Below are 18,981 nucleotides of genomic sequence, written 5' to 3'. Positions count from 1 at the left end.
TCCATGAATGCCCCCAGAACTGCCCTGGCTCGCCTGAGCGACCCCGATCTCCGGGAGCCGCGGCGGCCCCCGGTCCGGCGGCGCGGCGGGGGCGGCGGGGGTTTCGGATCGCTGACCCCGGAACGCGCCCGGGTGCTGATGCTGGTCGCCGCGCGCGCCTCGGCCATCACACTGCTGGCGATCTTCGTGCTGGTGTACGCCACCCTGTTCGCGGCGGGTAGCGGGATGAGCGGTTCGTCGGGCGCTATCGCCGCGAGCTGGCTTGCGGTGCACCAGGTTCCGCTGGTGATCGGCAAGACCGGGATCGGGCTGTGGCCGCTGCTGCCGACCCTGCTGATGCTGTGGCTGGTGGCGCGGGACAGCGCGCAGGCGGCCGGGCCCGAGTGCGAGACCGCCGAGCTGGGCTGGGTGCTGGGCGCCGCGGTGGGCGGCCCGCTGCTGATCACCGCGGTGTGCCTCGCGGTGGCCGAGGACGCGGCGGCGGTGGTGTCGCTGCAGCCGCCGGACACCCTGGCCGCCTTCGCCTGGGTGCTCGGGCTGAATCTGCTGGCGGCGCTCGTGGGCATCGGTGCGCGACGCTGGCGCGACTTCGCCGATATACTGCCGATTCCCTTGCCGGACTGGGTGTTTCCCGGTTTCCGGGCGGGGCTGTGGGCGGTGGGTCGCCTGCTGCTGGCGGCGACCGCGGTGACCGTGGTGTCGTTCCTGCTGCACTGGTCCCGCCTCGGCGACACCTACCACGCGGCCGGAAACGCGGTCGGCGCACTGGGTTTGACGCTGCTCTCGCTGGCCTACCTGCCGAATGTCGCGGTCGACGCGGTGAGCGTGCTGGCCGGCGGGCAGGTACAGATCGGCCCGGGATCGTTGAGCCTGTTCGCGATTCAGGGCGCGCCGGTGCCCGCGGTGCCGGTGGCGGCCGCGGTGCCGTCGGGTCCGGTGGCGGTGTGGTGGCTGGTGCTGCTCCTGGCGCCCGCGGCGATCGGAGTGCTCTCGGGCCTGGATTGTGGTCGCACCTCCAATGATCGGGCGACCGCGCCCTGGGCGACGCTGACCGCCGCCGGGGTGGCGGCCGTCGTGGTGGCGCTGCTGGGCGTGGTGGCCGGGGGCGAGCTGGGCACCTTCGGCCGGATCGCGCCGAATGCGGTGGGCGCGGCGCTGGTGTTCGTCTGGCTGGCCGTCGCCGGATACGTGGGCATGCTGGGCGCCCGGTTCTTCGGCGGCCCGGCCGTGGTGGCCCCCGCGGCCTTCGACGACGCCTATGACGACGAATACGAGTACGAGGACGACTACTACTACGCGGACGACGACGCCGAGTACGCGGACGACGACTACGACGATGACGAGTACGACGACTACGACGAGGATTTCGACGACGAGGCCGCCGGTGACGCCCAGCCCGGCGCCGGCCACGACGACGAGGGCGGCTGGTACGGCGACGAGGATCTCGACGGCGCCCTCGAGGCCGAACTGGTCGACGACCAGGACGAGTACGCCGCCGATGGCGCTGTGAAATCCACCGACAACCCCGACATCGTCGACGCGGAAGTGGTAGAGGGAGACCTGCCGGACAAGTAGCAAGTGGACGGTCGTTAGGCTTGAGGCGGCGGGTTCGTTTCCGCCGTCCCCATCCCGCTCCGATCGACAGGGAGTAGTGCGCTGACGTCCACGCCCGCCCCGCAGCTGCCGCCGACCGCGCCCGCGAGCGTCGTGGTGCTGGCTTCCGGCACCGGATCCCTGTTGCGTTCGCTGCTGGAAGCGACGCAGCAGCCGGGTTATCCGGCCACCGTGGTCGCCGTAGGGGTGGATCGCGATTGCGCCGCCACCGAGCACGCCGCGGCCTTCGATGTCTCGTCGTTCAAGGTCGCGCTGCGCGATTTCCCGGACCGCGCCGCATGGGATGTCGCGCTCACCGAGGTGGTCGCCGCCTTCGAACCCGATCTGGTGGTGTCCGCGGGCTTCATGAAGATTCTCGGCCCCGCTTTCATGGACCGTTTCGGCGGTCGCATCATCAATACCCATCCCGCGCTGTTGCCCGCCTTCCCGGGCGCGCACGGGGTGCGGGACGCGCTCGCCTACGGCGTGCGGGTGACCGGTTCCACCGTGCATCTGGTCGACACGGGTGTCGACACCGGGCCGATCCTGGCGCAGGAGGCGGTCACGGTGCTGCCCGATGACGACGAGGACACCCTGCACGAGCGCATCAAGGTCGTGGAGCGCCGGCTGCTGGCGGAGGTCGTCGCCGCTGTCGCTACCCGAGGCATTGTCTCCGATGGACGAAAGGCAGTTATCCCAGATGAGCGAGTTCTCCGGTGAGTGAACGCAAGCCGATCAAGCGGGCCCTCGTAAGCGTCTACGACAAGACCGGTCTGATCGAACTGGCCACCGGTCTGCACAGTGCGGGCGTGGAGCTGGTGTCGACCGGCTCGACCGCCGGCAAGATCGCCGACGCCGGCATTCCGGTCACCAAGGTCGAAGACCTGACCGGTTTCCCGGAGACCCTGGACGGCCGGGTCAAGACGCTGCACCCGCGGGTGCACGCCGGCATTCTGGCCGACACCCGCAAGGAGGAGCACGTCGACCAGCTCGTCGAGCTGGGTGTCGAGGCCTTCCAGCTCGTCGTGGTGAACCTGTACCCGTTCACCCAGACGGTCGCGTCCGGCGCGAGCGTCGACGAGTGCGTCGAGCAGATCGACATCGGCGGCCCGTCCATGGTGCGCGCCGCCGCCAAGAACCACCCGTCGGTCGCGGTCGTGGTGAACACCGGTGACTACGCCGACGTGATCGCCTCCGTGCAGCAGGGCGGTTTCACCCTGGCCGAGCGGACCGCGTTGGCCGCCAAGGCTTTCCAGCACACCGCCACCTACGATGTGGCCGTCGCCAGCTGGATGACCAGTGTGGCGGTCCCGGCCGTCGCGACGGAATCCGAAGGCGCGCAGCAGTTCCCGGAGTGGATCGGCGGCACCTGGCAGCGCGCGGATGTGCTGCGCTACGGCGAGAACCCGCATCAGGCGGCCGCGCTGTACACCAACCAGGGTGGCCCGGTCGGGCTGGCGCAGGCGCAGCAGTTGCACGGCAAGGAGATGTCGTACAACAACTACACCGACGCGGACGCCGCCTGGCGCGCCGCCTACGACTTCGACGAGCCGGCGGTGGCGGTCATCAAGCACGCCAACCCGTGCGGCATCGCGATCGGCGCGGACATCGCCGAGGCGCACCGCAAGGCGCACGCCACCGACCCGGTCTCCGCGTACGGCGGCGTGATCGCGGCCAACCGCGAGGTCTCCGTGGAGATGGCCGAGCAGGTCGCCGACATCTTCACCGAGGTCATCGTGGCCCCGTCCTACGCGAATGGCGCGGTCGAGGTGTTGCAGCGGAAGAAGAACGTGCGCGTGCTGGTGGCCGAGCCGGCCCAGCGCAAGGGCGCGGAGCTGCGTCCGGTCAGTGGCGGTGTGCTGCTGCAGGAGCGCGACATCCTCGACGCCGCGGGTGACAGCGCCGCCAACTGGACGCTGGCCGCGGGTGAGGCCGCCGACGAGGCCACCCTGCGCGATCTCGAATTCGCCTGGCGCGCGTGCCGTGCCGTGAAGTCCAACGCCATCCTGCTGGCCGATGACGGCGCGGCCGTCGGCGTCGGCATGGGTCAGGTCAACCGGGTCGATTCCTGCAAGCTGGCGGTGGAGCGCGCCGGTGACCGCGCCAAGGGGTCGGTGGCGGCCTCGGACGCGTTCTTCCCGTTCTCGGACGGCCCGCAGATCCTGGTGGCCGCCGGCGTGCGCGCCATCGTGCACCCGGGCGGTTCGATCCGTGACAAGGACACCATCGAGCTGTGCCGTGAGGCCGGAGTGACCTTGTACCTGACCGGTTCCCGGCACTTCGCGCACTGAGCGTGAGCCACTGCTGACGCGAGTCATGTAGCGGGACAACGACATCAGGGGCAGGGGCCCGGATCGTACATCGATCCGGGCCCCTGTCGCGTGCGCGGACCGCCTCCGCCGCAGTGCCGGGAACTAGGTGGCGCTGAGGACTTTTCGATCACCCAGCGGGGACTTCAGCTGGATTTCGAGGGTGCCGAAGACGGCGATCATGGTGCACATCTTGCCGACCGCGTCGGGCAGGGTGCCGGACTTCAGGTCGACGGTGACGGTCGAGGAGGTTTCGGTGACGGTGGCGTTCACGCCGTAGCACTCGGGGGAGCCGGTCTGGAAGTTGACCGCGATCCGGTCGGGTGCGACCCGGGTCCAGCTGTCGAACGAAATGCCGTGTGGGCTCACGATACTCGGATCCGCCGTGAAAGCCCGTCCGATCTGCCCGTTGGGCGCCTCGGTGGGCGTGGTCTTGGTGCTGGTCGCGGCGGCGCCGCTCTTCGATTGGTCGCCAGTGCTTTCCGTGCTTCCGCACGCCGTGATGGTGAGCCCGATCAGAGTGGCTGCGGCGGCAGCGATCAGGCGGCGTCCCCGTGTCCCGTACATGGCTGACACCCTAGTGTCCGCGACCGCACAGCAGGCGCACGCGCCGGATTCGGCCCCCTGGCGAATTTCTGGCGAAGACACGCCGAAATCTTCGCAGAACCGGCGCGTAACCGTGCGGTGACCGGCGCGGGATCGGTAGTGTCGTGACAGATGTGCGAATGCAGTTCCGCGCCATCGGCTTATCTCATGATCACCCCCTCCCGAAAGGACGCACCGTGGGCGACTCGTTGAAGGTCGGCGAAGAACTCGGTCGTGGAGAGGCGCTGCAAGGCGGTGCCTACACCCTGACTCTGCAAGATGATGGCAACCTGGTGCTGTCCGAACCGAGCGGCAATGTCGTGTGGGCCACCGGCACCAACGGCCAGGGCGTCGTCCGGGCCACCCTGCAAGACGACGGCAACTTCGTTCTCTACAAGGAGGACGGCGCCGCCTGGTCCACCGAGACCAATGGCAAGAACGTGGACCGTCTGGTCGTCCAGCCCGACCGCAATGTGGTGCTGTACGGCTCCGAAGGCGCCGTCTGGTCGTCGGGCACCAACACCGACAACCCGCTCCCCGCACCGGAGCCGGTCCAGGCCCAGGCCGCCGCGGTCGTCGAGGACGTGCCCCCGCCGCCGCCCGCCGCCCAGACCTACACCGTCGAGCCGGGTGACACCCTGTGGGCCATCGCCGAGCGCTTCTACGGCGACGGCAACCGCTACCAGGAGATCGCCAACGCCAGCGGCATCGACAACCCCGACCTCATCCAGCCCGGCCAGGTGCTGACCATCCCGTAATCGCGGCTCCGCCAAGGATTTTGGGATCAAAGAAAGAGGCTCCGATGCGAAAGCATCGGAGCCTCTTTTCTTTTCGTCGTTTCAGGCGATCGCTATCGGCTCGTGAAGGGCAGCAGAGCCATCTCGCGGGCGTTCTTGACGGCGACGGCGACCTGGCGCTGCTGCTGCGGGGTCAGCCCCGTCACGCGGCGGCTGCGGATCTTGCCGCGGTCGGAGATGAACGTGCGGAGCAGGTTCACATCCTTGTAGTCGACGGTCTCGACGCCGGCGGCGATCAGGGGATTCTTCTTCGGGCGGCGGGCCTGCTCGGCGCGGACCTTCTTCGACGGTGCTCGCTTCACTGCCATGTCAGCGGTTCCTCACTCACGAATCGTGGATGCTTACCAGCTCGATTTGTGCACACCGGGCAGCTCTCCTCGATGGGCCATCGCGCGAACGCGCACGCGCGAGAGACCGAACTTGCGGAGATGACCACGCGGGCGTCCGTCCGCGGCGTCCCGATTGCGCAATCGTACCGGACTGGCATCCCGCGGCAGCTTCTGCAGGGCGGCCTGCGCGGCCGCCCGTTCGGTATCGCTGCTCGCCGGTTTGCGGATGATCTCCTTCAATTCCGCCCGCCGCTGCGCCCACCGTGCCACGACGAGTTTGCGCGCTTCGTTCTTGGCGATCTTCGATTTCTTGGCCACGTCACCGGTCCTCGCGGAAGTCGACGTGCCTGCGGGCGACCGGGTCGTACTTCTTCAGGATCATCCGGTCGGGATCGTTGCGCCGGTTCTTGCGGGTGACGTAGGTGTAGCCGGTCCCGGCTGTGGACTTCAGCTTGACGACGGGCCGGATGTCGGTCGATTTCGATGCCATTGCTCTCCCTTTCAGATCTTCTCGCCGCGGGCGCGCAGCCGGGCTACCACTGCCTCGATGCCGTCGCGGTCGATGGTCTTGATGCCCTTGGTGGAGACGGTCAGCGTGATGCGCCGGTCCTCGCTGGGCAGGTAGTAGGTCTTGCGCTGGATATTGGGGTCCCAGCGCCGGTTGGTCCGCTTGTGCGAGTGCGATACGGACTTGCCGAAGCCCGGCTTGCGGCCGGTGACCTGGCAGATGGCCGACATGGGCACTCCCTTCCGGTGGTAGATGTACATGACAATCGTTTTCGACAATGAATCTATTCCACGGTACCCTCGGTCCTCGGTAATTGAAAATCATTGTCGAAAGGGGGACCGGTGCCGTCCCAACGCAAGCCAGTGCTCGTCCTCGCGGGACTCCCCGGACGCGCCGCCGAGGGTGTCGAGCAGGGCGCCCGCCTGCTGGGCGGGAAGCCCGGCACGGTCGTGGTCCGGCACGACCTGAGCGAGCTGCGCCAGGGCGTGGTGCGGCGCATCGTCCGCATCGACGGCCGGGAGACCACGACCGTGCTGGAACTCGCGCACGGCTGCGTCTCCTGCACCCTGCGCGCCGACCTGCTGCCCTACCTGTGCCTGCTGGCCGAGCGGGATTCGGTGCGGCGCATCGTGCTCGCGCTGGATCCGGCCTTCGAGGCGGAGGCGGTGTGCCGGGCCATCGCCGACGTGACGGTGACCGGCGTGGTCGGCCGGGTGGACGGGCCGGTCGGGCGCAGCGTGCGCATCGACGCCGTCCTCACCTGTGTCGACGCCCGCGACTGGCTGGCCGACGCCACCGGCGACGAGACGCTGTCCGAACGCGGCCATGCCACCGCGGAGGACGAGCGCACGGTGGCGCAACTGGCCGTCGGTCAGGTCGAATTCGCCGATGCCCTGGTGGTTTTCGACGGCGACGCCGACCTGCTGGACCGCGAGCGCACCGCCGCCGTGCTGGCCCGGCTGGCCCCGCGCGCCCCTGTCGCCTGGGTGGCCGGGCCGCCCGCGCTCGGCGGGGACGACCTGACCTGGCTGCTGCGCCGGATACCCGCGGAGGCGCGCCGCGGGGCACCCTTCGATCCGCACGCCTCGCTGCTGGCCGGCGGTCCGCCGCTGGAGCCGGATTGCGGTGTGGCACTGGTGGAGTTCGCCACAGACCGCCCCTTCCACCCCGATCGGCTGCACTCGGCCATCGATGTGCTGCTGGACGGCGTGGTGAGCGCCCGGGGCCGGGTGTGGCTGGCCACCCAGCCGGACGAGGTGGTGTGGCTGGAGTCGGCGGGCGGCGGACTGCGGGTCGGTGGCGCGGGAAAGTGGCTGGCGGCCATGGCATCCGGGGAACTGGACGAGGTGGATCCGGAGCGGCGCGCGCTGGCCTCGCTGCGCTGGCACGAGCACTTCGGCGACCGCCACACCTCGCTGGTGATCCTGGTCGCCGATGCCGATCCCGAGGAGGTCCGCCACGCGCTGCACTGGGCACTGGTGGACGAGGACGAACTGCGCCAGGTGCGCTTCGCGCCCGAACGGGTCGCGCTGTGGCCGGACCCGTTCGGCGATCAGCACGAAGAGCCGTGTGACACAACCCGATCCGTGCCCATCGCCGGGGACGGCGCCACTCGCGACAACGAAAGGTGAAGTGATGAAACAGGGAATTCATCCCGACTACCATCCGGTGGTCTTCCAGGACGTGAGCACGGGAAAGTGCTTTCTGACCCGTTCCACCGCGGTCTCCACTCGCACCATCGAGTGGGAGGACGGCAATACCTACCCGCTGCTGGTGGTCGATGTGACCTCGGATTCGCATCCGTTCTGGACCGGGAATCAGCGTGTGCTCGATACCGCCGGCCGCGTGGAGAAGTTCGAGCGCCGCTACGGCAAACGCGTTCGCGGCAATCGCAATTCGACCAGGGATGAGGAGAACTGACCGTGGCCGTTCCGAAGCGCAGGATGTCGCGGGCCAATACCCACAGCCGGCGTTCGCAGTGGAAGGCGACTCCGCCCGATCTGATTCCGGTCGAGGTCGGGGGAGTGGTGTACCAGGTGCCGCGCCGGCTCGCGCGGGCGGTGGAGCTCGGCCTGATCGGACGATTCCGACAATAGCCCCGAAGTTGCTGTCCCGCCGGGTATCTGCTCGAGTGTTGCCCCTACCGTGTTCGGTGGTCCGAATGTGGCGTGGGTGCGAAAAAGTTTCCCCGAAGTTGTGAACTCGTAGCCTGACGACGGTATTCTCGTGCCTTGAGGGCGGGTTCTTCTGATCACAGAAGAACCCGCTCATCGCCACTTCAGGGCCCGTTCAGGCTCGCTTTCACGCCAGTTCACGCACTGTTCCGCAATACCATGCGGTCCGGTCGGTCGCCGGCCGGGTGCTGGAACAAATCCGACAAATCGGCCAAATCAACTGTCGGATACCACTTTCGGTTGCTGCTCCGCCGGAGCTTGTCCCGCGGCGGCCGGATGGCCGTTCGGGCCGGTGCCCCAGCCGGGCAGCGGCACTCCGGGCAGCAACTGCTCGAGCTTTGCCAGCTGATCGGCGATCGCCGTGGCCGGACCCTCCACCAGCGAGAAGGGGAACGGCCAGCGATGTTGACCCGACAGCCGCGCCACCTCGTCCTTGAGCTCGGCCGTCGTGGTCTCCAGATCGCTGATCTCGGTGCGCAGTTCGTCGATCTGCGCGAGCGCGGCCGCCAGCCCGTCCACCACCGTCCGGTCGCGGCCCTGGGCGTCGGTGCCCAGCTGCGGCCAGCCCTGCAGACCGGGACCGCGCAGCTGAGTCTGGATGTCGCGCAACACCTCGTCCTGTTCGGGAGTCAAGTCGGGTTCCTCCGTTTCCACATCCCACTGGCCGAAGTCGGCTCGGTCGGTTTGGTTCACATCGCATTGCACGCCGTCGACCGTGACCTGCTCGCCGGTCTGATAGAGGGCGATACGCGGATCGATATTCCCCCCGGACCAGGCCACCGTCTGCCACGCCCAGGTCGCGGTCCCGCTGTCCAGTGCCCGGCTCACCGGCCAATATCCGCCGTAGATCCCGACATTCGCGCGTCCGATGACGCTGGCCGCGCCGTCCAGGTAGGCGTCGATGGGCACCTGCTGCTGCGGGGTGGCGTCGAAATCGGCGGAGAAGTAGATGGGCCGGTCGGCCCGGCCCCCGCAGCGCAGCACCTGGGCCAGCGCGGCGCGCGCATCGGTGACGCCCGCGCCGTAGCCGTCGAGCATGCGGGCGGCGGTGGTCTCCCAGTTGGAGACGATGGAGATGCCCTGTGCGCGCAGGCCGTCCGCCTCGGCGGGAGTGAGGAGCTTGCCCGGCAGGGTGGGCCCGCCCTCGGACAGGTAACGGATGACGAAGTCGTATCCGGCCGCCCTGATGGCACTCGGCGCGGGACGACCTGCGGCGTAGTCCAGCCCGAAACGCATGGTTCCCACTGTAATTCGGCGGACACGCCGACTGTGCCGGATTGCGGTGGTTGACTGGTCGGCTATGAGCGAACGCGACAACTGATTTCGCACGATCGGGGTAACTCGCCGGGGATGTCCAGAGTCGGGTTGGCTCTCAACTTCACTCCGCATGCATGCCTGTCAACGGCTCTCAGCCGGGCGCTGAAGTCGCGGAGAGGCGGAAAGGTGATGACCGATGCCGATACGCAATGAGGCCTGGCCCCCGGGAACACCGTGCTGGGTCGACTGTCAGGTCGACGATCCGGCGAAGGCCGGTGAGTTCTACGCCGCGCTCTTCGGCTGGGACATGCAAGGCGGCGGCGAGGACGCCGGGGGATACCTCATGGCCCTGCGCGACGGGCAGGCGGTGGCGGGCATCGGGCCCAAGCCGGAGGGCGGGGTGCCGTCGGTGTGGACCACGTACCTCGCGGTCGCCGACGCCGACAAGACCGCCGAGCAGGTGACCGCGGCGGGAGGCAGCCTGCTGGTGCCGGCCTTCGACGTGCTGGAGTCCGGCCGCATGTTCGTGGCCGCCGACGCCTCCGGCGCGCCCTTCGCGGTCTGGGAGGCCCGCGCGCACGACGGCGCGGCGGTGTACAACGAACACGGCGCCTACGTCTGGAACGACCTGCACACCGGCGATTTCGCGGCCGCCAAGGCCTTCTACGGCGAGGTCTTCGGCTTCACCTTCACCGAATTCGACGACGAGGCCATGCGCTACGCCACCTTCACCCCGCCCGGCGGGACCGAGTCGGTCGGCGGCATCAACGACGACAGCGTCAACGGCGTCGCCGCCGCCCAGCCCTACTGGCTGACCTGGTTCCAGTTCGAGGGCATCGACTCCGGCCTCACCCGGGCCGTGGAGCTGGGCGCGACCGTGCTCATGTCCGCCACCGACGGACCCTTCGGCCGGATGGCCATCATGGCCGCGCCGCAGGGTGAACTGTTCGGCCTGCTCGATCCCACCACCGCCGAGCCGCCCGCGGCCGCAGACTGATCCGGAGAACGCTCAGCGCACCGATTCCGGCCGCCGCGGACCCTGCTGCGCCGCGGCCTGCTGCGAGGCCGCCTGCAGCGAAGTGCCGTGCGCCGCCTGCGGATCCGCGGTCCGCATCGGGGTCCGCGCCGCGCGCCGGTCCGGCGCGACCAGAATGGCCGTGATCGGAATCGCCAGCGACAGCGTGCCGATGATGAAGGTCGGCACGAAGAAGTTGAACAGCACGTTGCCGTGCGGAGTGGGCGCGGCCGGGTCCACGTGCACCTCGAGCCCGGTCAGCCCGGCGTAGTGCATGCCGATCACCAGGATCGCGTACAGCACCGCGCCGGCCAGCACCATCGGCACCGAGCCGACCCACAGGCTGAACCACAGCATCAGCGCCGAGAGCACGAAGGCGATCACGTACACCGCCACCGAGGACACCAGGCTGCGATCGACACTGCCCTGAATCCGGATGGCGCCCAGCAGCAACTGGTGGACGTCACCGAAACCGAAGGCCATCACAGCCGCCGCCACCAGCAGCCGCCACCAGACCAGCCGCCGGCCGTTGATGAGCAGCGAGGCGAACACGGTGGCCGCCGACAGCACCGAGAACAGGGTGATGGACACGTTGTCGTAGCGCAGCTGGCTGCCCCGCACGTCGAAGCCGAGCATCGACACGAAGACCGGCATGGCGACGCCGACGCCGCCGATGGACACCGCCGCCACGAACAGCCACACGATCCGGAACCGCTGGGTCACCGACTTGGTGGACTGGCGAATGCAGGCCAGACCGCACGCCGCGCCCGCGAACGACACGATCAAGGCCAGCGCCAGCACCCAGTAGCCCATGGAGAAGTAGATCATCCCGACACCTCTGTCTTCGTCTGCTGCGACCCTGGACGGGCGAACCGCTAACCGTGCTGCGCGGTTTCGCGCTGTGCGGCCGTCAGCCGTTCGATCGCGTACTCGGTGACGGCGGCCAGTGCCCGGCGCACCTCGGCCGGATCGCGCGCGTCGATGTCCACGATCGGCACGCCCTCGCGCACGCTGAGCGCCTCACGGAGCTCGGTGACCGGGAAGCGCGGCGCGTCCGGGAAGCGGTTGACCGCGATCAGGAACGGCAGCGACTTGGCCTCGAAGAAGTCCACGGCCGCGAAGCTGTCCTCGATGCGGCGGGTGTCGACCAGCACCACCGCGCCGATGGCGCCGCGGATCAGGTCGTCCCACATGAACCAGAACCGCCGCTGCCCGGGCGTGCCGAACAGGTACAGCACCAGGTTGCCGGGCAGGATGATGCGGCCGAAATCCATGGCCACCGTGGTGGTTTCCTTGCCCGGCGTGGCGGCGAGGTCGTCGACCCCGTCGGAGTAGCCGGTCACCATGGCCTCGGTGCGCAGCGGCACGATCTCCGAGACCGCGCCCACGAAGGTCGTCTTGCCGGCGCCGAAACCGCCGGCTACGACGATCTTGGTCGAGGCCGTGCGCGACTCCTCACCCGGTCGCGGCGGGTACTGCAGCGCCAGGTTCGGGAACTGCCCGGTCGTGTACCCGGGGGCCCCGTGCGGGCCACCGGGGTAGCCTCCGCCGTCATAGGGCGCGGAGTCCATGCAGTGTCCTCTCCATTAGTGACCGGCGCTCGTCGAAGGTCGCCTGATCGCTCAAAGTCGAATGCACACGCAGGGTTCCGGCGACGACGAGATCGCCGATGACGACCCGCACCATACCCAGCGGCCGGCCCAGATGGGCCGCGATCTCGGCGACCGAGAGCCGCGCCGTACCGAGTCGCAGGATCTCGGTGCGCACGTCACCGGCGGGCCAGTCGAAATGGGCGGTGTAGGACAGGGTTTCGACGACCGCCTCGAGCGGTAGCTCCACCGCCGGCTCGGTGCGGCCGGAGGTCAGTGCGTAGGGACGAACACGTGTGGTCGGTGGCCGGTTACCGCCGCCGCCAAGGGGATTGGTCATGCGCAGCTCATCTAGGCAGTGCGGGCGGTGGCCGAGACCACGGACCCGACCCGGTCGACCAGTAGGGCCATTTCGTAGCCGATGCGGCCGATGTCGTGCTGCTTGTTGGCCAGCACCGCCAGGTGCGAGCCATTGCCGACACTCATGACCAGCAGGTAGCCGCGTTGCATCTCGACGATGGACTGCATCACCTTGCCGCCCTCGAAAAGCTGTGCGGCCCCGGCGGACAGGCTGGCCAGACCGGCGGTCACCGCGGCCAGCTGCTCACCGCGGTCGGCCGGCAGGTGCGGGCTGGTGGCCTGCAGCAGACCGTCCGCGGAGACCAGGACGGCGTGCGAAACGCCCGGTACCTCCCGGGTGAAGCGGGTGACCAGCCAGTTCAGATTCTCATCGGTGGTGGTGCGCTGGGTGTCGGTCATGCATGCCCTCCGTCGTTGTACTGGGAGTCGGCCCGCCCGGAGCGGACGCCGCTGAGATGCCTGGCGAGGCTGTCGCGGATCTCGTCCGGATTGCGGCCGCTGCCGTCGTCCTCCTGGGCGACGGCACCGGGCACCAGCTGGGCGCCGGGTCGCCGAATCGGCAGGCCGCCCTCGGTGCGACTGGTTGTGGTCGGATTGGCCGCCTCTTCGGCCGCGGCCCAGCCGGTGTCCGAACTCGACGACCAGGCAGCGCCGTTCTGGTTTCCGTCGGCCGGTTCCACCAGCCACTCGGACACCATGCGCTGATAGATCGGGGTCGGGGCCGCGCCGACCGGACGCAGGCCGGGCGGGGGAGCGACCGGGCGCGTGGCGGCGGGTGCGGCCTCGTCGCCGCGAACATTGGTGTCGGCGTTGCCGTTCGTGCCGCCGTTGCCGTTCGTGCTGCCGCTGGTGTCGGCGGCCGGGATCGTGGGCCGATCGTTGTCGCCGAACGCGCTGTACCCGTTGCCGAAGTAGCTGCCGGTGTCGGGCCCGTTCGGATTCCAGCCCTGCGCCGGCTCCGCGATCTGCGGCTCGGGGGCGGGCGCGACGGTCTCGGGCATCCAGACGGACTCGGGAGCCGGCTCCGGCTCGGGCGTGCGCGCCTCGCCCCAGTAGTGCACCGGCGCGGGACTCTGCTGCGGCGCAGCCGGTTCCGGCCGCAGCGCGGACACGCTGTAGGCACGCGCGTCCTCGGGTTCGGTGAAGGCGTCGGTGAAGCCGTCCGAGAACCGGTCCTGCACCGGCGGGGGCTCGGCGAACGTAGGAACGATCGGCTGCTCACCGGTGTCGGGGCCCGGCTTGCGCTGTGGCAGGCCGGAACTGGTGAAACGCGCGGTGGTGGTGGCCGGGGCGGGCTCGGGCAGGTTCGGCACCGGGGTCAGCCGCGGCGGGGCGAGCACGGGTTGCGGGCCCGTGATCGGGCCCGAGGGCGCCGGAATCGGGCCGGACGGTACCGGAATCGGCCCGGACGGCATCGCGATCGGGCCGGAGGCCAGGGCCGCCGGGGGCACCGGCAGCGGGGAGGCGACGGGGTATTGACCGGTGGGGTCGCCGACGCGCTCCGGCGCGGGCGAGACCAGGCTGCCCGGCAGGTGCACGCTGCCGGTGATGCCCGGCTGCTGCACCATGGCGGAGGTGCGGCGCAGGCTGACGGTGATGTTGTGCCGCTTGGCCAGGCGGCCGACGACGAAAAGACCCATGCGGCGGGCGGTCTCGACATTGACCTCGCCACCGGAGGCCAGGCGGTCGTTGATGCCCTGCAGGTCCTCGGCGTTCATGCCGAGGCCGCGGTCGGTGATCTCGATCAGGTAGCCGCCGTCCACGGCGCGCGCCACCGACACCGCCACCGGGGTGGTGGGCGGGGAGTAGCGCAGCGCGTTGTCGATCAGCTCGGCCAGCAGGTGCTCGATGTCGACGGCGGGCTCACCGGCGACGATGCCGTCGGGCACGGTGCCGATCTCCACGCGCTGGTAGTCCTCCACCTGGGAGACCGAGGACCACAGCATGTCCGACAGCGGCACCGGCGCGAGATGGCCACGGCGCAGCGCGGTTCCGGCCAGCACCAGCAGGTTGTCGCCGTTACGGCGCATGCGGGTGGCGAGGTGGTCGAGGCGGAACAGCGATTGCAGGCGCTCGGAGTCGTCCTCGTCGCGCTCGAGCTCCTCGATCAGCGACAGCTGCTGTTCGACGAGGGATTGGCTGCGGCGCGAGAGGGTTTCGAACATGTTGCCGATCTGCAGGCGCAGTCGCGCCTGTTCGGCGGCCAGGTGGAGGGCCTGGGAGTGGATGTCGTCGACGGCTCGGGCCAGCTGGCCGATCTCCTCGGTGGTGTGCACGTCGACCGGCGAGATCTCCGGGGTCGCGCCGCCGGCGCGCACCACCTCGAGCTCCTGCGGCAGGTCGATGTGGGCCACCTGCAAGGCGTCTCGCCGCAGGCGGCGGACCGGGACGACCAGCGAGCGGGCCACCACCAGCGCCAGCGCGAGACCGGCCAGCAGCATGCCGATCACGATGGAGGTGTCGCGCAGCACGTTGTTGCGCGCCTCGGTGGTGAGGGCGGCCAGCTTGGAGTCCATCGAGTTCGCGACCGTGGACACTTCCTTCTCGTAGGCGTCGGCACTGCCGCGCAACGAGTCCTGCATGGCCGGCAGGCTGCCCGGATCGGGCACGTTCTGCATCAGGATGCCGACACGCGCGCCGGCATTGTCCTTCAGCGTGTTCGCGTTCTGCGCCGCGTCCGGCGCCATGCCGCGATACACCTCGATCATGGTGATCTCGGCGCCGATGGCGGTGAGCAGCTTGGTGCGCAGCGCCGGATTGGAACCCGCCCCGGGCGCGGCGAGCATGATCCGCTCCTGGGTGAGCAGGCGCGAGGCGGTCTCGGCGGCGCCGAACTGCAGGAAGGACTGCTGCACCCGGAGGTCGCCGACGGTGGGCGCGCCCGCGAGCGCGTTCTGCGCCCGGGTCTGCACCTCGTCGACCTGATCGCCGATGGTCTGCGGGGAGCTGGTGCGCAGGCTGTTGCGCATGGTCTTGGCGACGGCGATGGAGGCGCCGAGTTCCTTCGTGACACCCGGATCGGCGTTCGAGGACTTGAGGACTGTTTCGAGTTCGGCCTCGGCCTGATCGAACTTGGCCGTGGCGGCGTCGAGGTCGGGGTCGACGTCCTGATTGCCGCCGGTGATCGCGGCGACCGCGAGTTCGTTGCTGGTGACGAGGAATTTGATCGTGGGGCGGAGCACGTCCATCTGCTCGCTCGCCGCGCTCAGTTTCGAAATGGTCTGCAATTCGCTGTTGATGCGCAGTACCGCGAACGTCGCGGCGAGGAGCACCGGGAGCACCAGCACGATCCCGACTTTGCGGGTAACGGGCCAGTTGGACAGGCTGAATTGCCAGGACCGGGGTGCTGCTTCCATCCCGCTTCCGTCGCCTCCGCTTCACGATTGACCCTCGGGTACGTATGCGGTTGTACGGCTTTGGGGTCGAACCCGCGCGGAACCAACTAAGGGTCTTCTTTTACGGCCTGCAACATACCGCGTGAGCTGTCCAACGGCAATTCGTAGGACTTTGAGGTTTAGTTCCCGAATGCGGCCTTCCCGCAACGGGTTTCGCGCGAATTTGGGTGACACCGCAACCACTTGGCGTCGGCCCTCCGTGAAACGCGCAGGTCATCTGCCTCACTCGTCCGGCGTGTCGAAGGGGACCTTCTCAGTCACCTCTCAGTCGCTGTGGGCAGACTGGTTGCCATGCGCATTCTGGTAGTCGACGACGACCGCGCGGTCCGGGAATCGCTGCGTCGCTCGCTGACCTTCAACGGGTACACCGTCGACCTCGCGGTCGACGGTCTGGACGCCTTGGAGAAGACCGCCAGTCAGCGACCCGACGCCCTCGTCCTGGACGTCATGATGCCCCGGCTCGACGGGCTCGAGGTGTGCCGCCGGCTCCGCAGCACCGGGGACGATCTGCCGATTCTGGTACTCACGGCACGGGATTCGGTCTCCGAACGCGTCGCCGGACTGGACGCCGGCGCCGACGACTACCTACCCAAGCCCTTCGCCCTGGAGGAACTGCTGGCCCGGCTGCGCGCGCTGCTGCGCCGCACCGCAGGCGATCCGGCCGACGCCTTCTCGGAGGCCATGGCCTTCGCCGACCTGTCGCTGGATCCGGTCACCCGCGAGGTCACCCGCGGCGAACGCCAGATCAGCCTGACCCGCACCGAGTTCTCGCTGCTGGAAATGCTGATGGCCAACCCCCGTCGTGTGCTCACCCGCAGCCGCATTCTGGAGGAGGTGTGGGGCTACGACTTCCCCACCTCCGGCAATGCGCTTGAGGTGTACATCGGCTATCTGCGCCGCAAGACCGAGGCCGACGGTGAACCGCGTCTCATCCATACCGTGCGCGGCGTCGGCTACGTGCTGCGCGAGACCCCGCCGTAGGAGCCGTGCTCGTGGGAAGAACCGTTCCCCGGCGGCCGGTGGTCGCCGGACTCGGGTCGCGTCCGGAGTCGGCCGAGCTGCGGCCGCCCATGCCGCTGACCCGGTCGGTCTCGCTGCGCTGGCGGGTCACGCTGCTGGCCGCCTCCGTGGTGGCCGTCGCGGTCGCCTTCACCTCCATCGCCGCCTACGCCATGGTGGCGCGCTCGCTGTACGCGGACGTGGATTCGCAACTGCGGGCGCGGGCTTCGGTGATGATCGACAACAACCTCGACAGCCTCGGTTTCCAGTCGCTGGTGTTCGCCGGGCTGTACTCCAGCGATGTCGGCGTCGCCCTGGTCTTCCCGGATCAGTCGCAATACGTGCCCCCGCAGACCACGCTTCCGCCCATCGGCAATCAGGAGCGCGCGGTGGCCCGCGGCGAGATCGGCTTCTCGCTGCGCACCGTCGAGGATCAGCGAGTACTGGCGCGGCGCACGCACTCCGGATCCACCCTGGTCGTCTCGCAGCGGCTGCAGCCCACCAAGGAGGTGCTGGACCGGCTGGCCTGGCTGCTGTTCGTGGTCGGCGGCTGCGGGGTCATCGTGGCCGCGGCGGCCGGAACCACCGTGGGCCGCACCGGCTTGCGGCCCATCGCCCGGCTCACCGCCGCCACCGAGCGCATCGCCCGCACCGACGACCTCACCCCCATCCCGGTCACCGGCGACGACGAACTCGCCCGGCTCACCGACAGTTTCAACACCATGCTGCGGGCCCTGGGCGAATCCCGGGAACGACAGCGCCGATTGGTCGCCGACGCCGGCCATGAGCTGAAGACGCCACTGACCTCTTTGCGCACCAATATGGAACTGCTCATCGCCTCCTCCCGGCCGGGCGCGCCCCGCATCCCCGACGAGGACATGGCCGAACTGCGCTCCGACGTGATGGCCCAGATCGAGGAGTTGTCCACGCTGGTCGGCGATCTGGTCGACCTGGCCCGCGAGGACGCGCCCGAGACCGTCTACGAGCAGATCGACCTCGGCGACGTGGCCGAGCGGGCGCTGGAACGAGTCCGGCGGCGGCGCACCGGAATCGAATTCGACGCCGAGCTGCGCCCCTGGTTCATCTACGGCGACGAACCGGGACTGGAACGCGCACTGCTCAATGTGCTCGACAATGCGGCCAAATGGAGCCCCGAGGGCGCCAAGGTCTTCGTCGCCATGCGCGAGAGCGGACGCGGGCTGCTGGAGTTCGCCGTCGACGACGCCGGGCCCGGCATTCCGCCCGCCGAGCGGGAACTGGTGTTCGAACGCTTCTACCGGACCACCGCCTCGCGCTCCATGCCCGGCTCCGGACTCGGGCTGGCCATCGTCAAGCAGGTGGTGACCAAACACGGTGGCACCATCAACATCGATACTTCCGACCGCGGCGGCGCTTTGATCCGTATCGTGCTGCCTGGAGAAGGCGCACCGCCGCTGCCCGACTCGGCGCCGGACTGAGCGCCGGAAAGCTCGGCGAAAAGCAAGCACGGTCTCAGTCCACTCTCAGTCGTTACCGCCAGGCTTGGCGACGAGACTCGAGGAGAAAACGAGAAATGACCGAGGATTCGACAGTATCCCCCGCAGGCGGGCAGGGCCCCGAGCCCGAAGGCGACGCCCCGGATACCACCGCCTCCGGCCTGCCCAAGCGCGACCCCGCAGGCTCCGCCACCCCCGAGGCCGGATCCCAGCCCTTCGACGGCTTCGCCGCCTCCGCGGCCCCGCAGCCGGGCGCACCCGCCCCTGGCGGAATGACGCCACCTGCGCAGTCGGGCCATCCAGCCCCCGCCGAACCGGCCGCGGCCCCCGGATCGGCCACCCCCGCCTCCGCGGCTCCCGCCGGATTCGGTGCGGCGCAATCCTTTTCCACCGGTGCCGTCCAGGGACCGGGCTCCGGAGTCCCGTCCGGACCCGGTCCCGGCATTGCCGGACAATCGGTTCCGGGTCCCGCGGCACCGGGCCATCCGGGTGCCGGCGGCCCCGCCTACGGCGTGGACCCGGCGACCCAGATCCTGCCCGGCGCGGGTTACGGTGCGCCGCAGGGCACCCCGGCCTACGGCGCGGCTTTCGGTGGG

At 69.4% G+C, this 18,981-nt stretch carries 21 protein-coding genes; 10 read left to right on the top strand and 11 right to left on the bottom strand.

The window, feature by feature from the left end; genetic code table 11:
* The first annotated feature begins 3 nt into the window (after nucleotides 1–3).
* From ABZV44_RS15305 to purH, 3 genes are all read left to right on the top strand, one after another.
* Nucleotides 4–1,575 (top strand): DUF6350 family protein, encoded by a 1,572-nt coding sequence (locus ABZV44_RS15305; RefSeq protein WP_354836301.1) that lies wholly within the window; start codon nucleotides 4–6, stop codon nucleotides 1,573–1,575.
* Between the two features lie 105 nt (nucleotides 1,576–1,680).
* Nucleotides 1,681–2,313, top strand: coding sequence for a phosphoribosylglycinamide formyltransferase (purN, locus tag ABZV44_RS15300; RefSeq protein ID WP_354836569.1), 633 nt, complete (start codon nucleotides 1,681–1,683; stop codon nucleotides 2,311–2,313).
* Nucleotides 2,310–3,884: a bifunctional phosphoribosylaminoimidazolecarboxamide formyltransferase/IMP cyclohydrolase gene (gene purH / locus ABZV44_RS15295; protein ID WP_354836299.1), complete on the top strand. Its 1,575-nt coding sequence runs from the start codon at nucleotides 2,310–2,312 to the stop codon at nucleotides 3,882–3,884. Before purN ends, purH begins: the two co-directional genes overlap by 4 nt.
* A gap of 123 nt (nucleotides 3,885–4,007) precedes the next feature.
* On the opposite strand, the gene ABZV44_RS15290 is transcribed toward purH, so the two are convergent.
* Complete coding sequence (locus ABZV44_RS15290; protein ID WP_354836297.1) at nucleotides 4,008–4,469, bottom strand: hypothetical protein; 462 nt, start codon at nucleotides 4,467–4,469, stop codon at nucleotides 4,008–4,010.
* 215 nt (nucleotides 4,470–4,684) lie between these two features.
* Between ABZV44_RS15290 and ABZV44_RS15285 the strand changes: the two genes are divergently transcribed.
* The gene (locus ABZV44_RS15285) at nucleotides 4,685–5,245 is read left to right on the top strand and encodes a LysM peptidoglycan-binding domain-containing protein (protein ID WP_354836295.1); all 561 of its coding nucleotides are present in this window, start codon (nucleotides 4,685–4,687) and stop codon (nucleotides 5,243–5,245) included.
* Nucleotides 5,246–5,337: 92 nt separating this feature from the next.
* Here ABZV44_RS15285 and rpsR read toward each other — a convergent pair whose 3' ends face one another.
* Genes rpsR through rpmB form a run of 4 tightly spaced genes read right to left on the bottom strand, consistent with a single transcriptional unit; the run spans nucleotide 5,338 to nucleotide 6,351 of the window.
* Nucleotides 5,338–5,592, bottom strand: a complete 255-nt coding sequence (gene rpsR / locus ABZV44_RS15280) for a 30S ribosomal protein S18 (RefSeq protein ID WP_040695439.1) — start codon at nucleotides 5,590–5,592, stop codon at nucleotides 5,338–5,340.
* Nucleotides 5,593–5,625: 33 nt separating this feature from the next.
* The gene (gene rpsN, locus ABZV44_RS15275) at nucleotides 5,626–5,931 is read right to left on the bottom strand and encodes a 30S ribosomal protein S14 (RefSeq protein ID WP_354836292.1); all 306 of its coding nucleotides are present in this window, start codon (nucleotides 5,929–5,931) and stop codon (nucleotides 5,626–5,628) included.
* Nucleotide 5,932: 1 nt separating this feature from the next.
* A complete protein-coding gene (gene rpmG / locus ABZV44_RS15270; RefSeq protein ID WP_354836290.1) occupies nucleotides 5,933–6,103 on the bottom strand; it encodes a 50S ribosomal protein L33 in 171 nt (56 codons plus the stop codon).
* Between the two features lie 11 nt (nucleotides 6,104–6,114).
* Nucleotides 6,115–6,351, bottom strand: coding sequence for a 50S ribosomal protein L28 (gene rpmB / locus ABZV44_RS15265; RefSeq protein WP_354836567.1), 237 nt, complete (start codon nucleotides 6,349–6,351; stop codon nucleotides 6,115–6,117).
* Between the two features lie 111 nt (nucleotides 6,352–6,462).
* Between rpmB and ABZV44_RS15260 the strand changes: the two genes are divergently transcribed.
* From ABZV44_RS15260 to rpmF, 3 genes are read left to right on the top strand one after another with little or no spacing between them, the layout of a single operon-like run.
* Entirely contained in the window at nucleotides 6,463–7,752 is a 1,290-nt protein-coding gene (locus ABZV44_RS15260) for a GTP-binding protein (protein ID WP_354836288.1), read from the top strand.
* A 4-nt stretch (nucleotides 7,753–7,756) separates the two neighbouring features.
* Nucleotides 7,757–8,041, top strand: coding sequence for a type B 50S ribosomal protein L31 (locus ABZV44_RS15255; protein ID WP_354836286.1), 285 nt, complete (start codon nucleotides 7,757–7,759; stop codon nucleotides 8,039–8,041).
* A 2-nt stretch (nucleotides 8,042–8,043) separates the two neighbouring features.
* Complete coding sequence (gene rpmF / locus ABZV44_RS15250) at nucleotides 8,044–8,217, top strand: 50S ribosomal protein L32 (RefSeq protein WP_354836284.1); 174 nt, start codon at nucleotides 8,044–8,046, stop codon at nucleotides 8,215–8,217.
* A gap of 294 nt (nucleotides 8,218–8,511) precedes the next feature.
* On the opposite strand, the gene ABZV44_RS15245 is transcribed toward rpmF, so the two are convergent.
* Nucleotides 8,512–9,531, bottom strand: coding sequence for a DUF1906 domain-containing protein (locus ABZV44_RS15245; RefSeq protein WP_354836282.1), 1,020 nt, complete (start codon nucleotides 9,529–9,531; stop codon nucleotides 8,512–8,514).
* A 217-nt stretch (nucleotides 9,532–9,748) separates the two neighbouring features.
* Between ABZV44_RS15245 and ABZV44_RS15240 the strand changes: the two genes are divergently transcribed.
* Nucleotides 9,749–10,549, top strand: coding sequence for a VOC family protein (locus ABZV44_RS15240; protein WP_354836280.1), 801 nt, complete (start codon nucleotides 9,749–9,751; stop codon nucleotides 10,547–10,549).
* Nucleotides 10,550–10,561: 12 nt separating this feature from the next.
* Here the strand turns inward: ABZV44_RS15240 and ABZV44_RS15235 are convergent, their stop codons facing one another.
* The 5 genes from ABZV44_RS15235 to ABZV44_RS15215 are packed head-to-tail and all read right to left on the bottom strand — an operon-like array spanning nucleotide 10,562 to nucleotide 15,872.
* Entirely contained in the window at nucleotides 10,562–11,395 is an 834-nt protein-coding gene (locus tag ABZV44_RS15235) for a hypothetical protein (RefSeq protein ID WP_354836278.1), read from the bottom strand.
* Between the two features lie 47 nt (nucleotides 11,396–11,442).
* Entirely contained in the window at nucleotides 11,443–12,138 is a 696-nt protein-coding gene (locus tag ABZV44_RS15230; RefSeq protein WP_354836276.1) for an ATP/GTP-binding protein, read from the bottom strand.
* Nucleotides 12,119–12,496, bottom strand: a complete 378-nt coding sequence (locus ABZV44_RS15225) for a DUF742 domain-containing protein (protein WP_040812792.1) — start codon at nucleotides 12,494–12,496, stop codon at nucleotides 12,119–12,121. Before ABZV44_RS15225 ends, ABZV44_RS15230 begins: the two co-directional genes overlap by 20 nt.
* 11 nt (nucleotides 12,497–12,507) lie before the next feature.
* Complete coding sequence (locus ABZV44_RS15220; protein ID WP_154789962.1) at nucleotides 12,508–12,915, bottom strand: roadblock/LC7 domain-containing protein; 408 nt, start codon at nucleotides 12,913–12,915, stop codon at nucleotides 12,508–12,510.
* A complete protein-coding gene (locus ABZV44_RS15215; protein WP_354836273.1) occupies nucleotides 12,912–15,872 on the bottom strand; it encodes an ATP-binding protein in 2,961 nt (986 codons plus the stop codon). The genes ABZV44_RS15220 and ABZV44_RS15215 overlap by 4 nt, the downstream gene beginning before the upstream one ends.
* A gap of 330 nt (nucleotides 15,873–16,202) precedes the next feature.
* On the opposite strand from ABZV44_RS15215, the gene ABZV44_RS15210 reads away from it, so the two are divergent.
* Nucleotides 16,203–16,892, top strand: a complete 690-nt coding sequence (locus tag ABZV44_RS15210) for a response regulator transcription factor (RefSeq protein WP_354836271.1) — start codon at nucleotides 16,203–16,205, stop codon at nucleotides 16,890–16,892.
* Nucleotides 16,893–16,981: 89 nt separating this feature from the next.
* Complete coding sequence (locus tag ABZV44_RS15205; RefSeq protein WP_354836565.1) at nucleotides 16,982–18,367, top strand: HAMP domain-containing sensor histidine kinase; 1,386 nt, start codon at nucleotides 16,982–16,984, stop codon at nucleotides 18,365–18,367.
* Nucleotides 18,368–18,981 lie beyond the last annotated feature (614 nt).

Source organism: Nocardia sp. NPDC004860 (assembly GCF_040609015.1).
In the GTDB taxonomy this organism is placed as follows: domain Bacteria; phylum Actinomycetota; class Actinomycetes; order Mycobacteriales; family Mycobacteriaceae; genus Nocardia.
This window is presented reverse-complemented; position numbering and strand designations above follow the sequence as displayed.